We start from the raw sequence: 15271 nt of genomic DNA, 5'->3' as shown, positions 1-15271 counted from the left end.
GAGAATATGAAAATGAAGAATAAAGACAAGCAGGAGGAAGTCCATTAGAAGCTTCCTCCTGTTTGCTTTAAATATCTGTTTTTGAACTCAGGTGGACCCGATGGAGAGATAAGTGCCTCCTTGCGTTATCTTTCTCAAAGATATGCGATGCCGTATAAAGAGTGTAAAGGTCTTTTGACGGATATCGGGACGGAAGAATTAGCTCATATGGAAATCGTAGCAGCAATCGTTCACCAGCTTACCAGAAACCTAACGCCAGAGCAGGTAGTGGAATCAGGCTTTGGACCGTACTACATTGACCATACAACAGGTATCTGGCCTCAGGCAGCAGGTGGAATTCCCCAGAATGCTTGTGAATTCCAGTCGAAAGGGGATCCCATTACTGATTTAGTAGAAGATATGGCGGCAGAGCAGAAAGCACGCAGTACTTATGATAACATTCTGCGCGTCATAACTGATCCTGAAATATGTGATCCGATTCGTTTCTTAAGAGAAAGAGAAATTGTCCATTTCCAGAGATTCGGTGAAGCACTCCGAATCACTCAGGATAATCTGGACAGCAAGAACTTCTATGCATTTAACCCAAGTTTTGATATTAGAAAACCATGCTAAAAATGATCGGGCTGCAGCGTAATTTATGCTGCAGCCGCTTTTTATTTAACATCAGTTTGTAGGTTTACACAAACTTTGGGATTCTCCCTGCCATTAATTAATATCATTCTCTTGAATGTAATAACTTCCATTTATTTCACTGTTGATACCGTTTAAATAATCACGCATAGTAAGCTCAGCGCCTACGTTTTTTACTTTGCCATCGTTGCGATCATAGTAATTTTGATCAGCAGCACTTGCCCAACGGTTCGTGCAACTGCCATCAGTGTCAAATGTATAGGTCGTCCCATCTGCTAAAGTAATAGGGGTTGTCTGCATATATCCCGTATCATTAAAATAATACCATTTGGAGTCTTTGTCCTGAAGCCAAGAATTAACTGGATAACTACCGTCATCGTTCTGGTACCACCACCCTTTGGCATCTTGTTTCCACTGCCCAGCGAATGAGGTAATACACATAGCTGTAGTCATGATAGTAGCAGTAAATAGTAATTTTATTTTGTTCATCTTTCTTCCTCCTTAAACTTAACGTTTTATTCTAAAGCTTGTTAAATAAATTATACTTCATTCTCATTGTTTTGTGCAACACACTTTGCTGTTACGTAAATTAATAGGCGAATATCCTGCATTCTGCCCAGATTTATAATTACTGATATCTGTTGAGTACATACGAATTAGCTCATATGGAAATCGTAGCAGCAATCGTTCACCAGTTGACCAGAAACCTTACTCCGGAGCAAGTAGTGGAATCCGGCCTTGGACCGTATTATATTGACCACACAACAGGTATCTGGCCCCAGTCGGCAGAACAGAAAGCACGCAGTACTTATGATAACATTCTGCGTGTTATAACAGATCCTGAAATATGTGATCTGATTCGTTTCTTAAGAGAAATCGTCCATTTCCAGAGATTCGGTGAAGCACTCCGAATAACGCAGGATAATCTGGACAGCAAGAACTTCTATGCATTTAACCCAAGTTTTGATATTAGAAAACCATGCTAAAAATGATCGGGCTGCAACGTAATTTATGCTGCAGCCGCTTTTTATTTACTAGTGTACGAAGTTTACGTGAGCGAATAGCTAAAGAAAGGCACCTTTTGAGATGTTTCATTATTATACTATAATCATTCCATTATCATCTGCTTTCTTACACAAAGCCATAATAAATTCTATAAGTGATGCAATCATAGGAATATAAGTCCAGCAGAAAACAAGATAGAGAATTCCCAATCCAATTTTTCCAGAATAAAATTTATGTACCCCAAGTCCTCCAAGGAAGAATGCTAATAAACAATAAACAACTTTGTTTACTGCCTTTTTACCATTGGTTGCGGTTACCGGCTGACTGCCAACGGTATTGGAATTATTAACATTAATATTAATTCCTCCCGGTATATCGTTCTGCTTAGGAGCTTCTTTTTTAGATACTATAGTCTTAGCTTCATTTTGAAAAATTTCTACTTCGTCATTAACATTAGGAGTAAAGTTTAAATCACACATGCGAACTTCTGTTAATGAGCCATTGTCCATCCCCACTGTAACAATGTCATTGTTAATTTGGATAATCTTTGCCATACTCAAATCCTCTTTTCTTTGGTTTCATATTTTATTAAAAGGCCATAGGCTATTTAATCTAATTTTGGTTCGACCGACAATAAATAATTAATTAATACAGTTCTGTGTATGAAGCATTAGATGGTTTGCTATTTATAGTTCATGAAAACTTCTATAATCTCATCTTTATTTTCCGCTTTTTCGCATATAAGCATGAATTTATCATTAATTGCAGTTGGTTCGATTTTTGTGCCAAAACCTTCTAAAACTACATATCCATTTTCTAATAAGCCCTTATAACTGTCTGAATCCTTATCAAATTCATATATAGCTACATCATTATATTTAGAACCACTTATTGCACCTAAGGATTGAGCGGGTATACCTGCTGGTTCACCTTCAATCATTTTATTTTCTTTTAAATAGTTAGCCAGATCTTCTAAAGAATTCGTTGAAGCGGCTGTAGGTGCTTCTTTAAGGTCCTTAGCAGCATTTTCCAGGCTTTCACTTAGGCTTTCAGCTTTCTCTTGAATTTGTTGAGTAGTTTCAGCTTGTGTTTGAGACTGGGTGAAATTTGTATTGCTTGCGCTACAAGCAGATAAAAGCAGAGTACTGACAGCAAACATAGGTAAATATTTTATTACTTTCATACTAAATTCCTCTTTTCTTATGTTTTGCTCATTTAAGCTTTCGACATTGTTATTTATAACTCAATCAACTAAAAATGCATTATTGTTGAGAGCGGTGTAAAAATAATCAAAGATACAAAGTGACAAATTAAAAATTAATAAAGAGGAATACCTGTAATTTGATCCAGTATATCTCTTTCTGTCCTTTCTGCACCTATGTTTTTCATAGTTCCAGTTTTTTTATCGTAATGGTATGTATCCCCTAACCCCTGCCATCGATTGATGCAAGAACCATCTTCATTAAAATTATAAGTAACTCCATCAGCCAATGTAATACTGGTTGTTTGCATATCGCCGTCTGCATATAATTAATACCATTTTGAGGAGATTTCAAGCCAACCAGTCTGCATATAGCCGTTGCCATGAAAATGATACCATTTCCCATTGTCCTGCAACCAGTCGTTAACTGGATATTTCCCGTTTTCGACTTGATACCGCCAACCATTATTATCCTGGATCCATTGACCAGCAAGTGCTGTTATACTCATACAAATTGACATTACAGCAGTCAAAATAAATAATTTTACTTTTCTCATCTTAAGCACCTCCAACATTTAAAACTAGTTGCTAAAGACTTAAAAGCTGCCTTCGCTAATGTTTGAAGGCAGCTAAAAAAGAATTTCTTACAAGGTTAAATTTGGTACTTATCTAATTGCGAAGTTGGCTTTATCGTTTCCGCATGAGAATTCTGCAATAATTGGATCAGTTGCAGCAGCTACACTATCTGGGATTTCAAAGGCAATATCTCCTTCTTTAGAAGAGAGAGGATTAATAGTAGCATTAATCATTGATTTGCTATATCCCAAGAGGTTGGTTTGTGTAAATTCGTATCCATCACCATAAATTACCTTTACAGAAGTATCATCTCCCATGGAGAAGGACGGAAGGAATGATTCTGCCTTTTTTCCTTCATTAGATACGGATAAAGATACTAGCAAATATTTGTTTCCTGCATCTGGAGAAAAGCTGCCATATCCATCTGGAATATTATCTACTATCTGCATATTGTTTACAGTAATATTCCATTCACCGATTTTGGTAGCCTGGCCCATTGGTATAGCTGCTGAAGCAGCTTCTGTTTCCGGTGCAGTAGTTGTTTCCTCGGCAGTAGTTGTTTCTTCAGCAGATGTTGTATCTGCAGCAGTAGTGGCTTCTGCAGTTGTACCTTCTGTTTTAGTTGATGAAGCATTACTGCCGCATGCTGTTGCACTGAGTGCCACCGCACATAATACGGGTACTAATAATCTCTTTTTCATACTTTTCCTCTTTTCTTATCTTATGTATTTATTAAAAAGCCTAAGGCGATTTAATCTAACTTATATTGTTATCATCATGTTATATTGATTTCCTAGCATATGCTTTTTGTTCAATCAATTATAATTATGATTTCAGTTCCTTTCTAATAAAATGATGCGTATAGCTGTTTATTATATGAATGGAAGAGTACTAAATAATTATTTATACACAAAAAAATCATGGTCATTGCCTACTTTTATAAGACAATATGCTTCTTTAACCATGCTTTATTTACTTAATGCTTTGGATATTTTAAATTTTTAACTTAGGCTGATTGGCACGATAAATGTGCTAATAGATGATTTATCCATTATTGTATAAATAATAAATGTGATTTTAAGATACACCTTCTTAAATATCACAGGAAAATAGTCGATAATATATAAGCCTAATAATATGGAAAATATTACCATATAAATCAATAAAAAGCAACCAAGTGCTTGTGGAAAGATATATTGAATTGAGAAATAGAAACATCATACTAAATACATAGATTATAATTGGATCATGAATTATTTCATACCAATATAACTTTTCGGTTAAACAAATCAATGCCTCAGTCATATTTTATTCGCCAAATTCAGCGTTTTTTCCACAAATATTTCCTTTATTTGATTGACGGAGCCAATTTATACTAGTAAAATAAAAGCAAATATACAAGAGGTGGGGCATTATTTATGGATAACAGAAATAGCATTTTGACAGACACACTTCCGGATCAGGCTATTTTCGCACTGGATATCGGAACCCGGAGTATTATCGGCATGGTAGGTATGCCAGATGGGGAGAGAATTCATATCGTTGCCATAGAGAGGGCCGAGCATACGAAACGTGCGATGATTGATGGACAGATCGAGGACATAGAGCAGGTCGCAAAAATCGCAGGACAGGTAAAGGACAGGCTTGAGAGAAAGCTGGGCTGTAAGCTTAATAAGGTGTGTGTGGCTGCGGCAGGAAGGGCGCTTCGTACAGAAAGCGTTACCTTTGAGATGGAGCTTTCCAGAGCCCAGAAAATAGACGCAGAATCCGTCAGCAAGCTGGAAGCTGGAGCGATCAGTGAAGCTGAAAAGATGTTTATGAACCGGGAGGGAAAAGATTCTGACCGGCAGTTTTATCTGGTAGGTTATACCGTAAGCCGATATTATTTGGACAACTACATGATATCCAACCTAGTCGATCATCATGGACGTGTATTAAAGGTCGATATCATTGCCACATTTCTTCCTACAGAGGTAGTGGAGAGTCTTTATTCCGCTATGCATAAAATCAATTTGGAAGTAGCAAGCCTTACGTTAGAGCCCATTGCAGCCATCAATGCGGCAATTCCCCAGAATATCCGTCTGTTAAATCTGGCAATGGTGGATATTGGCGCAGGTACCTCGGATATTGCTGTGTGCCGGGATGGAAGCGTGACAGGATACACCATGGCTATCCTTGCAGGGGATGAGATAACAGAATCCATTATGAAAGAATATCTGGTGGATTTTGAAACCGCAGAAAAGATAAAGGCAGAGATAGACGAGGCAGAAGAGATCCAGTTTACCGATATTCTTGGTTTTGAACAGACTATTACCAAAGACTCTATTTTTCAGAGTATCCAGGAGGCGTCCTCAAGGCTTTGCGAAGAGATATCTGAAAAGATTCTTGAAATCAACGGAGGAATGCCATCGGCGGTATTCTTAGCAGGAGGCGGCAGCCGCTTGTCAGGGTTAAAAGAGGGGATCGTAGAGCATCTGAAAATAGATTCCAAACGAGTTGCCATTGCAGGCAATAATTTTAAGATTAATGCATTTTCCGAGGAATACGATCTGGAAAATCCAGAGTATGCAACTCCCCTGGGTATCGTTATTTCCGCAGGCTTTAACATTATAAATGACAGTTACCGGATTGTTTTAAATGACCGACCAGCTAAAATATTTAGAAATGGCAGCTTTACTGTAATGGATGTGCTTATGATGAACGGCTACAATTACCAGGATATGATTGGCCGTTCCGGGCAAAATCTGGTGGTATCCGTAAATGGAAAAAGAACTATTTTTTATGGAGAAAAAGCAGAGCCTTCTGTATTAAAGGTCAATGGAGAGGAAGCCCAGCTTTCTGATCCAGTCAACTCAGAAGACTGGATCGTATTTGTACCAGCTACCCATGGGAAAAGTGCTCAAGCTAAACTTTCCGATGTAACCGAACTTGGCCCGGATAAGCTTATTTTAATAAATGAGGAAAGGGTATATTCCGATATCCCACTTAAAACCGGCGACAGTATTACGATAGAAGAAGTTATAAATGATGAGGAATTGTCCATAGAAGAGGACGAAACAGATGTAATACCTGTACCTGGAATTCATTCTGCTCCGGCTGAGATGAAGTCCACATCCATTCAGCTTGAACCAGTTTCGGAATTTCAAAATAAGGAAGAAATAAGGGGAGAGCTTACTGTTTTTCTCAATGAAAAACCATTAATACTACCTCCCAAACCTGACAACCAGCCTTATTATCTCATGGACATATTGGAATACTCCGGTCTTGATTTTAAGAATCTCACCAGACAGGTTATGCTTGAGATAAACGGAGAAAGCGGATATTTTCAGCAGGAATTACATAGCAGAGACAATATTAAAATTTATCAGGTATAGAAAAATATTAAATTTTGAGCGTTCTCATAAAGACAAAAGTAAGCTCTAAAAAAATAATAAAAAATGGATAAAAAGTTGTTCTAAAACTCACATCTTAAGTATATCAGCATAAAATACATTACAAGCCTGATAAATGAGGAGTAAATATAAAATGAGTTGTAATAATTGGAATAACTGCGGATGTAGTAATAATAACTGGAACTCCAGCAATAACTGTAAACCAGCTGTCAGCGATGCCAACATGAATGCATGCTATCGGCAGGGTTATGCAGCCGGTTTTAAAGATGGTTATGAAACAGGATTCCGTGATGGCTTCTGGACAGCAACCGGTTGTACTAAAAATACAGTTATGGGTGATACCGATACGAACTGCAGCTGCAGATAATCCATCATAAATAAAAGATTCCGGTTCCCTTTATGGGAGCCGGTTTTTTTATATTAGGAAACTATGTCCGATTACATAAAAAAGCTTAGCCATGGTGGATTTGCAGAATGCGTTAAAGGAAGTTTATTACTGACGTATCATCGAAACAACACCATAATCAGAATTACAAGAGACCGAAGACTCAATAGACCGAAGACTGCTGCGAAGGGCCACCCCAGGTTACAGGTTCAGACACATGTTTGCCTGTGTTTTGGCTTCTTATAAAGACTATTTATTTTGAGAATATCACATGAAAAATTATGACTAAATAAAAACACCATTGTTTGGCAATAATGTACATTGAAAAAGAGTGTGCAATATGTTAGCATATATACAAGTCATTAAGTTTGTATACAAATATTCAAGTTTGGATACAAATACATTTACAGCAATGACGAAATAACTGACCAAAAAAAACACAGGAAAAGGAGAATTGAATCATGAATAAGGATTACTTAACAAGCCAGTTTTCCCTTGAAGGAAAGGTAGCCTTAGTTACAGGTGCTTCCTATGGTATTGGATTTGCCATTGCAAAATCTCTTGCAGAAGCAGGCGCTACCATCGTTTTTAATGATATTAAACAGGAATTAGTAGATAAGGGCATTGCTGCCTATAAGGAAGAGGGCATCACAGCTCATGGATATGTATGTGATGTTACAAGCGAAGATGGCGTTAATGCTTTAGTAGCTCAGGTTGAAAAAGAAGTAGGCGTAATCGACATTCTGGTTAACAACGCAGGTATCATCAAGCGCGTTCCTATGGTTGAGATGTCTGCAGCAGACTTCAGACAGGTCATTGATGTTGATTTAAATGCACCATTTATCGTAGCAAAGGCTGTTATTCCTTCAATGATCAAAAAAGGTCACGGAAAGATTATTAACATCTGCTCTATGATGTCTGAGCTGGGTCGTGAGACTGTTTCTGCTTATGCAGCAGCTAAGGGCGGTCTTAAGATGCTGACAAAGAACATCGCTTCTGAGTACGGTGAGTTCAACATCCAGTGTAACGGCATTGGACCTGGCTACATCGCAACTCCTCAGACAGCACCACTTCGTGAGACTCAGCCAGATGGCTCCAAGCATCCATTTGACCAGTTCATTCTTGCAAAGACTCCAGCAGGACGTTGGGGAGAGGCAGAGGACTTATCCGGTCCGGCTGTATTCCTTTCATCCGATGCTTCCAACTTTGTAAATGGACATATTCTGTACGTAGATGGCGGAATTTTAGCTTACATCGGCAAGCAGCCGCAGTAATCAGACTGATTTTTAATGGGGGCAGGCTTCGATGGTTTGCCCCTGTTTTTTTAATGCTGATAATATAGAGGACGGAGAGAGATCCATGGAAGGAAAAACAAAGACCTATAAAAACCGTGGTGAGCTGGTGTTTGAGACTTTAAAACAGGAGATTTTAGACCTGGAATTAAAGCCTGGACAGATGATCGGTGAAAATGAAATATGCGAACGTTTTGGCGTTTCCCGGACTCCGGTCAGGGAGGCTGTACGAAGGCTGCAGGAGCAGGGCTTTGTCATTTCCGTACCGTATTCCGGAACCCAGGTAACCCTTTTAAATCTGGATAACATAAAGCAGATGATCTATATGAGGGTTGCTGTTGAAACTATGGTGATGCGGGATTTTGTGGAAATGGCTACTCCCATGTGGATGGAAGAAGTCCGTTATTTGATCCGAAAGCAGCAGGCGCTGATTCAGGAAAAGGGATTTGAACCGGAGCAGTTTTACCGTATGGATGCGCAGATGCACGCCATCTGGTACCAGGCCACAGGTAAGAATAAGCTGTGGGACATGATACAGGCTCAGCAGTTGCATTATACAAGGTTCCGTATGCTTGATTTTGTAACTGAAACGGATTTTACCAGAATCATAAGAGAACACACGGAGCTGTTCGAACTTCTGGAAAAGAAGGATATAGAGGGCCTGGAACGATCTCTAAGAGAGCATCTTTATTATAGCATGAAGAGAATGAAGTACCAGATTGAAGTGGAATACAAAGACTATTTTGAGCAGGAAGAGCAGGAGGAATACTAATGGCTTCGGTTTCAATTGCTGTGAAAGATAAAGATGGCAGGGAAAAAGCCCTGGCATCAGGAGAGAATCAGGCAATTCTCGCATTTGAAGGTGAATATGAGGAAGGAGACGTAATTGTTCTTTCTACGGAAAAAACAGACGCCCATTATGTTGTCCGGATTGATGACTGTCTGGATGAATCCCTGGTTTATATAACAAAGCCGGAAGTAACATATTTCATTCCCTTTGGGGAGAAAAAGGTATCCTATAATCCAAAAGCATTTACAGGAGAGCGCCATTATCTTACCATTCGGACCGCTGCTTCCTATGAAGCAGACTCCTACCGGAATTTAGGAAAGAATGTGATAGACCAGCATGGGGATACCGGATGTTACCCACATGCCTTTGCGAATGTAGAAACAAGAGGAGAAGCGGTATTTGCAGCCCGCAACGCCATTGACGGGGTTCTTGCCAGCGAATCCCATGGGGAATGGCCTTATGAGTCATGGGGCATCAACCGCCAGGATGATGCAGAGCTTACTCTGGAATTTGGCCGTCCCGTGGATTTTGATACCCTGGTTCTCTACACCCGTTCCGATTTCCCTCACGATAACTGGTGGGTAAAGGCAACCTTCACATTCTCTGACGGAACATCAGAAGTTGTAGAAATGGAAAAGAGCAGTAAACCCCATGTATTTGAAATAAAGCGCGAACATATCACCTGGATACGACTTAGCAATCTGATAAAGGCAGACGATCCATCCCCGTTCCCGGCTTTGACTCAGATTGAGGTATATGGAAAAGATTCTAAGTAAATAAGGGTAAAAAGTGTTGAAATGAGCCAAACCAGGCAAAGTTTGAGCACTTTTTTATTGTGGGAAATTTGAGAAAATATAGAAATACCTCTTTCCCTTTTGTACAGATTCAGTTAAAATAATGTCAGATAGAAAATTGACCACATAAGGAGGAAGCAGATGGAATTTTTATTTTTAGAGCCTGTCTTTAAAGAGGCCATCTGGGGAGGCACCAGGCTGCGAGACGTATTTGGTTATGATATTCCTGGAGATACCACAGGAGAATGCTGGGCAATCAGCGCTCATAAGAATGGGGAATGTCAAATTGCAGGGGGAAGATACGACGGTAAGCTGCTCAGTAGTTTATGGAAGGAGAGACCAGAGCTTTTCGGTCATTATCCAGGAGAGGAGTTTCCTCTTCTCATAAAGATCATAGATGCCAGGCAGGATTTAAGCATTCAGGTTCATCCCGATGATGCATATGCCGGTATCCACGAAAATGGTTCTCTTGGGAAAACGGAATGCTGGTATATCTTAGACTGTGAACCTGATACGGAAATCGTCATCGGCCATTATGCAAAGGATAAGAAAGAGATGGAATCTATGATCCGAAGCGGCAAGTGGGATGAGTTTATCCGTAAAGTTCCGGTTCATAAAGGTGATTTCTTTCAGATCAATCCAGGCTGCGTTCATGCCATAAAGGGCGGAACCATGATTTTAGAGACCCAGCAGAGCAGTGATATCACCTACCGGGTGTATGATTATGACCGCTTGCAGGAAGGAAAACCAAGGCAGCTTCATATAGAACAGAGCATTGATACCATAAGCACACCCTTTAAAGCAGATGAGAGCAGACCGGTGACAGAATCACTGGAGGGAGCAGATCACACTCATTTTATAAGCTGTCCCTATTACTCCGTGGACAAGTATGATATAAACGGTGTATTTTCTATAGAGTTTAAAAAGTATTTTACCAATGTAAGCGTGTTAAGCGGAAAAGGATCCGTCAATGGTATCTCTGTTATGGCAGGGCAGCATTTTATTATACCGGCAGAGAGTGGAGTGTGCAGATTTGAAGGAACGATGTCAATCATCTGTTCCAATTCAGAATAAGCAGGAGGAGACTATGAGACTTGGGGCATTAGAAGCAGGCGGCACAAAGATGGTTTGTGCCATTGGAAATGAAAATGGGGAAATATTGGAACGTATATCCATACCAACAGAATCACCGGATGTAACCATGCCGAAGCTGATTTCGTATTTTGCTGATAAGGATATTGAGGCACTTGGTATTGGCTGTTTCGGGCCCATAGACTTAAACAGAAATTCAGAAACTTATGGCTCTATTACAACCACTCCAAAGCTTGCATGGAAAAATTATAATATTGTAAAAGCGTTCCAAGAGGCTTTAAATGTGCCGGTGGGTTTTGATACGGATGTCAATGGCTCAGCCCTTGGAGAAGCTACCTGGGGAATTACAAAAGGGCTTGATAGCAGCATGTACATTACCATTGGAACTGGGGTTGGAACCGGAATCATCACAAATGGAACGCTTCTTCACGGAATGCTTCATCCGGAGGGCGGCCATCTTCTTTTGTCCAGACATCCAAAGGATTCCTTTGAAGGAACCTGTCCTTACCACAAGAACTGTCTGGAAGGACTTGCTGCCGGACCCGCCATCGAGGCTCGTTGGGGTGAAAAGGGGACTCAGCTGGCAGACCGCAAGGAGGTATGGGAATTAGAGGCCTATTACATTGCTCAGGCACTTGTTAATTATATTATGGTCATTTCTCCGCAGAGAATCGTTATTGGCGGCGGAGTCATGCATCAGGAGCATCTGATGCCATTGATCAGGGAAGAAGTGAAGAGTCAGCTTGCCGGATATATTGATACAAAAGAGCTTTCTGATATCGATCAGTATATCGTGTTGCCAAGTCTCAATGACAATCAGGGAATCATGGGTGCGCTTAAACTTGGACTGAACGAATATCAACTGGAAATGAAAGGTTAATTGCCATCTATCTCCTAATGTAATTCCATTTCCTGTATGTTATCATATGTTTGTAACAGAAATGTAATCAATATGTAACATATTAGGAGGATATTACCATGAAGAAGTTATCAACACTTGTTTTAGCAGCAGCAACCGTACTTACCGTAGCAGGTGTACCTATGACAGCACAGGCAGCTACCTGTTCCAGCCCATCAGTTCGTTATTCCTCAAACTGCAGCACACAGTACGGAAGTCTTAACGACTTATTAAACTGCTACGGAACAAAGGGAAGCAACTGCAATACTGGAAACAAGAACACCAGCAACTGCACAAAGGGTAAAACAACTTGTAATATCAATTTCAGCCAGTGCGGTTCTTTCGCAAGATTCTGCAGATAATTTAAATAACACATTATGACAGGCCGGACGGTAATCGTTCGGCCTGTTTTTTGGGAAAATCATTTCCCGTTTACGATTTCTTCCAGCACCTGGATTAAGTCGTAAATGGTGTTAATCTGAACATTCCGCTCCAGAATCTCATTCTTTAGATCGATGGAAAGCGTTTCAAACTTTGCCTGAACGGCGGGAGCTATATAGGACATGGTCATCACCTCATCATTATACTGTGCACTTGTAAATCAATTATACATTATTTGATGATTCACATAAAAATAATTCTGCCAGCCATACTAAGCTTGAGGTGATGGAAATGGACAAAAATAAAAAAGACAAGCACGTGATAAAAAATGAATTTGAAGTGCACAACAATACCAATGATAAGGGAAAAGTAGAAAATCAGAATCAGACCCATAATTCCCGTAGGGAAGGCATGGGACCGAATACGAAGAGAAGGTCGGATTAATTAAAAAAAGGTGGAGGCCAGGATGCGTTGGCCTCCACCCTTTTGAAGTTCCATACTTATGATCGGGCAGTTTTACAAAACTTCTTACCGAAGGAAGGAGCACAAGGACGTGCAGAAAATGAGTTGTTTATCAGTAGTAAGGCAGTAACGCGGCGGTTTTTACACTGGCCGTGTACCCCTCCCTCTCTGTTCGATAAGTTGTTTTGTAATATTATTATATGTAGGAATCCTGTACTTGTGAACAAGCAGAATCTGTCCGTAAAAACAGCCGGTCATGGGATAGGATATGACCGGCTGATTCATCTATTCGTCTTTGGCAGAAACTATATGGAGATATGGTTTCTCATCAATCTCCAAGAGACCTAATTCCGATAGGATGGAGAGGGTTGCGATGGTAGCGAGTTCAACGGAAACGCTGACAGAAGCTGCTGTAACACATCCAATCAGTGCAGCAGTATCCGGAGTGATTTCCATGTGCTTATAGGAACTGCTGGATACGGTAGTGCTAACTTTTTCTATTACATAATCCATGTTTTGATTGATTACTTTTGCTGTTATTTCTTTGGTCAGGTCATTAAGCTTTGGCATATGTATCAACTCCTTTTCTTATCTCTGGCCCAATCAGGCTCTTGACTAAATTCGAGCAATATCGCTGCCTTATTAAGTGGCTGCTTACTAAGGTAACTACTCATAATATATCAAAACTGGAGATTGAAGTCTATATTTATTTAAAATCGTAACGAGAATTAAGCACCCAAAATAACTGAAATAAGGGGAGGAAGCCGACAAAAGGGGGGAACTTCTGCCGGCTCTATGAAAAAAATTATATGTAAAAGGTCTTTCACCTCTTTGTAAGTATTAGTATAGACGGAATCTGTGAAGAGATTTTGAGAAAACTGTGAAGAGTCTGTGAAAGAGAAAACTTCCCTAAGATTCATTCTCTTATTGATAGCTGGGATTATTTGAGATAAAATGGTAACATTATAAGCTTCTATTCTATAAAAGGCAAGACAAATGGAAATGAGAGAGGAGACAGGCGTTATGAGTAAGTATAATGAGTTATGGGAATATGTTGGTAAGAAGGAGGATATATCTTTCAAACTAACATTCGCCGAAGTACAGGATATCCTGGGATTTGAGATAGATCATTCTTTTTTAAATTATAAGAAAGAGCTGATTGCCTACGGTTATGAGGTGGGTAAAATTTCATTAAAGGAAAAAACCGTTATCTTTAATAAGTTAGTTTCTTTGTAATTGGTCGCGTATGAAGAATAGCAAAGTGAAATTGATTCTACTGAGAGGAAATTCTGGAAGTGGGAAATCCTCCGTTGCAAAGGAATTGCAAAGAAGATTTGGAAGAGGTACTCTGGTGATATCTCAGGATGTGATCAGGCGAGATATGTTATGGGTAAAGGATGAAATAGGAACAAAATCCATATCCCTGCTGATGGTGCTTGCCAGATACGGGAAAGAGAATTGTGAGATCGTAATTGTAGAGGGAATCTTACATTCGGATGTTTATATGGATTTCTTCCGCATGCTAAAATCAGAATTTGATCATATCAATGCATATTATTATGATATTTCCTTTGATGCAACGTTAATCAGACATAAGTCAAAGCCTATTTGCAATGAATTCGGTGAAAATGAAATGAGGAGCTGGTGGAGGGATAAAGACTTGATCGGTACAATCCCGGAAACCTGCATTTCAGAGACAATGAGTCTGGAAGAAACTGTGGAGATGATCGTCTCAGATGTCTTAGACATGTAATCTAACATTAACAAGAAATAGGAAGAACTGATCTATTGAATGAAATCAGTTCTTCTTTTTATTAGTGTTCCTAAGGAAATGAATCATAATTTTAAAAATAATAATAAATATTATTATGGAATATATTGTAAAATAAAGACGTTTATTGTATAATAATAAAAAAATAAAGGGGGAATTGTTCATGGATGGTAGTTTATATGCATCATTGGCTGCATTTGGCGCATTTGTATTTGTATTAGTTATAGCAATCGGTATTTTATTAATCGTAGCCAATTGGAAGATTTTTACGAAAGCAGGTCAACCTGGCTGGGCCACATTGATACCAGTTTATAATGTTTATGTGATGTCTCAGATAGCCTTTGGCAGCGCCGTGTATTTTATCGCTCTGATTATTGCGTGGGTGGTTTCCTTTATTGGAAACATTTCAGGGATTGATTTTATATCCAGCCTCGCAAGCCTGGCACAGTTGGTTTTATATATCATTTACTGTGCTAACATTTCCAAAGCATTTCAAAAGAGCGTTGGTTTTACCGTTGGTCTGGTTGTACTGCCAGTCATCTTTTTCCCGATTCTTGGGTTTGACAGTTCTAGATACATAGGACCACAATCATAATTAAAAA

General features: G+C 39.4%; 20 protein-coding genes and 2 pseudogenes. 14 read left to right on the top strand and 8 right to left on the bottom strand.

Going from position 1 to position 15271, the window contains the following annotated elements; all coding sequences use genetic code 11:
• Positions 1-72: 72 nt before the first annotated feature.
• Positions 73-612, top strand: a pseudogene (locus tag T546_RS24240) (manganese catalase family protein); the annotation flags it as partial.
• Between the two features lie 93 nt (positions 613-705).
• Here T546_RS24240 and T546_RS24235 read toward each other — a convergent pair.
• A complete protein-coding gene (locus T546_RS24235; protein ID WP_034600237.1) occupies positions 706-1119 on the bottom strand; it encodes a hypothetical protein in 414 nt (137 codons plus the stop codon).
• A gap of 152 nt (positions 1120-1271) precedes the next feature.
• Here T546_RS24235 and T546_RS24230 point away from each other — a divergent pair.
• Positions 1272-1616, top strand: a pseudogene (locus tag T546_RS24230) (manganese catalase family protein); the annotation flags it as partial.
• Between the two features lie 111 nt (positions 1617-1727).
• Here T546_RS24230 and T546_RS0121585 read toward each other — a convergent pair.
• The 5 genes from T546_RS0121585 to T546_RS0121565 form a co-directional block, all read right to left on the bottom strand.
• A complete protein-coding gene (locus T546_RS0121585) occupies positions 1728-2189 on the bottom strand; it encodes a TM2 domain-containing protein (RefSeq protein ID WP_026893402.1) in 462 nt (153 codons plus the stop codon).
• A 128-nt stretch (positions 2190-2317) separates the two neighbouring features.
• Positions 2318-2818 (bottom strand): hypothetical protein, encoded by a 501-nt coding sequence (locus T546_RS0121580; RefSeq protein ID WP_026893401.1) that lies wholly within the window; start codon positions 2816-2818, stop codon positions 2318-2320.
• A gap of 134 nt (positions 2819-2952) precedes the next feature.
• The gene (locus T546_RS0121575; RefSeq protein WP_026893400.1) at positions 2953-3147 is read right to left on the bottom strand and encodes a hypothetical protein; all 195 of its coding nucleotides are present in this window, start codon (positions 3145-3147) and stop codon (positions 2953-2955) included.
• A gap of 18 nt (positions 3148-3165) precedes the next feature.
• Entirely contained in the window at positions 3166-3393 is a 228-nt protein-coding gene (locus T546_RS24225; protein ID WP_051630029.1) for a hypothetical protein, read from the bottom strand.
• 108 nt (positions 3394-3501) lie between these two features.
• Positions 3502-4113, bottom strand: coding sequence for a DUF4352 domain-containing protein (locus T546_RS0121565; RefSeq protein ID WP_026893399.1), 612 nt, complete (start codon positions 4111-4113; stop codon positions 3502-3504).
• 717 nt (positions 4114-4830) lie between these two features.
• Between T546_RS0121565 and T546_RS0121560 the strand changes: the two genes are divergently transcribed.
• The 8 genes from T546_RS0121560 to T546_RS24220 all read left to right on the top strand — a co-directional run bounded on the left by T546_RS0121560 (position 4831) and on the right by T546_RS24220 (position 12417).
• Positions 4831-6786, top strand: coding sequence for a cell division protein FtsA (locus T546_RS0121560; protein WP_026893398.1), 1956 nt, complete (start codon positions 4831-4833; stop codon positions 6784-6786).
• A 151-nt stretch (positions 6787-6937) separates the two neighbouring features.
• On the top strand, positions 6938-7171 hold the full coding sequence (locus T546_RS0121555; protein ID WP_026893397.1) for a Yae1 family protein: 234 nt from the start codon (positions 6938-6940) through the stop codon (positions 7169-7171).
• A 479-nt stretch (positions 7172-7650) separates the two neighbouring features.
• Entirely contained in the window at positions 7651-8463 is an 813-nt protein-coding gene (locus T546_RS0121550; protein ID WP_026893396.1) for a gluconate 5-dehydrogenase, read from the top strand.
• Between the two features lie 85 nt (positions 8464-8548).
• Positions 8549-9253 carry a GntR family transcriptional regulator gene (locus tag T546_RS0121545; RefSeq protein ID WP_026893395.1) on the top strand — a complete coding sequence of 235 codons (705 nt, stop codon included), beginning with the start codon at positions 8549-8551 and terminating at the stop codon, positions 9251-9253.
• The gene (locus T546_RS0121540; RefSeq protein ID WP_026893394.1) at positions 9253-10047 is read left to right on the top strand and encodes a DUF7402 domain-containing protein; all 795 of its coding nucleotides are present in this window, start codon (positions 9253-9255) and stop codon (positions 10045-10047) included. Before T546_RS0121545 ends, T546_RS0121540 begins: the two co-directional genes overlap by 1 nt.
• Positions 10048-10206: 159 nt before the next feature.
• Positions 10207-11139, top strand: a complete 933-nt coding sequence (locus tag T546_RS0121535; RefSeq protein WP_026893393.1) for a type I phosphomannose isomerase catalytic subunit — start codon at positions 10207-10209, stop codon at positions 11137-11139.
• A gap of 13 nt (positions 11140-11152) precedes the next feature.
• On the top strand, positions 11153-12037 hold the full coding sequence (locus T546_RS0121530) for an ROK family protein (RefSeq protein WP_026893392.1): 885 nt from the start codon (positions 11153-11155) through the stop codon (positions 12035-12037).
• 98 nt (positions 12038-12135) lie between these two features.
• Positions 12136-12417 carry a hypothetical protein gene (locus T546_RS24220; RefSeq protein WP_034600232.1) on the top strand — a complete coding sequence of 94 codons (282 nt, stop codon included), beginning with the start codon at positions 12136-12138 and terminating at the stop codon, positions 12415-12417.
• A gap of 59 nt (positions 12418-12476) precedes the next feature.
• On the opposite strand, the gene T546_RS25630 is transcribed toward T546_RS24220, so the two are convergent.
• Positions 12477-12620: a hypothetical protein gene (locus tag T546_RS25630; RefSeq protein WP_024836722.1), complete on the bottom strand. Its 144-nt coding sequence runs from the start codon at positions 12618-12620 to the stop codon at positions 12477-12479.
• Between the two features lie 107 nt (positions 12621-12727).
• Between T546_RS25630 and T546_RS25625 the strand changes: the two genes are divergently transcribed.
• On the top strand, positions 12728-12880 hold the full coding sequence (locus tag T546_RS25625) for a hypothetical protein (RefSeq protein WP_166429847.1): 153 nt from the start codon (positions 12728-12730) through the stop codon (positions 12878-12880).
• A 303-nt stretch (positions 12881-13183) separates the two neighbouring features.
• Here the strand turns inward: T546_RS25625 and T546_RS0121510 are convergent, their stop codons facing one another.
• Positions 13184-13468: a hypothetical protein gene (locus T546_RS0121510; RefSeq protein WP_026893391.1), complete on the bottom strand. Its 285-nt coding sequence runs from the start codon at positions 13466-13468 to the stop codon at positions 13184-13186.
• Positions 13469-13921: 453 nt separating this feature from the next.
• Here T546_RS0121510 and T546_RS0121505 point away from each other — a divergent pair, with 453 nt between their 5' ends.
• From T546_RS0121505 to T546_RS24215, 3 genes are all read left to right on the top strand, one after another.
• Complete coding sequence (locus T546_RS0121505) at positions 13922-14134, top strand: hypothetical protein (protein ID WP_026893390.1); 213 nt, start codon at positions 13922-13924, stop codon at positions 14132-14134.
• A 10-nt stretch (positions 14135-14144) separates the two neighbouring features.
• The gene (locus T546_RS0121500; protein ID WP_026893389.1) at positions 14145-14651 is read left to right on the top strand and encodes a kinase; all 507 of its coding nucleotides are present in this window, start codon (positions 14145-14147) and stop codon (positions 14649-14651) included.
• 181 nt (positions 14652-14832) lie between these two features.
• On the top strand, positions 14833-15264 hold the full coding sequence (locus T546_RS24215) for a DUF5684 domain-containing protein (RefSeq protein ID WP_051630027.1): 432 nt from the start codon (positions 14833-14835) through the stop codon (positions 15262-15264).
• The last annotated feature ends 7 nt before the right edge of the window (positions 15265-15271 follow it).

Origin of the sequence: [Clostridium] aerotolerans DSM 5434, assembly GCF_000687555.1 — a bacterium.
GTDB lineage: Bacteria > Bacillota > Clostridia > Lachnospirales > Lachnospiraceae > Lacrimispora > Lacrimispora aerotolerans.
This window is presented reverse-complemented; position numbering and strand designations above follow the sequence as displayed.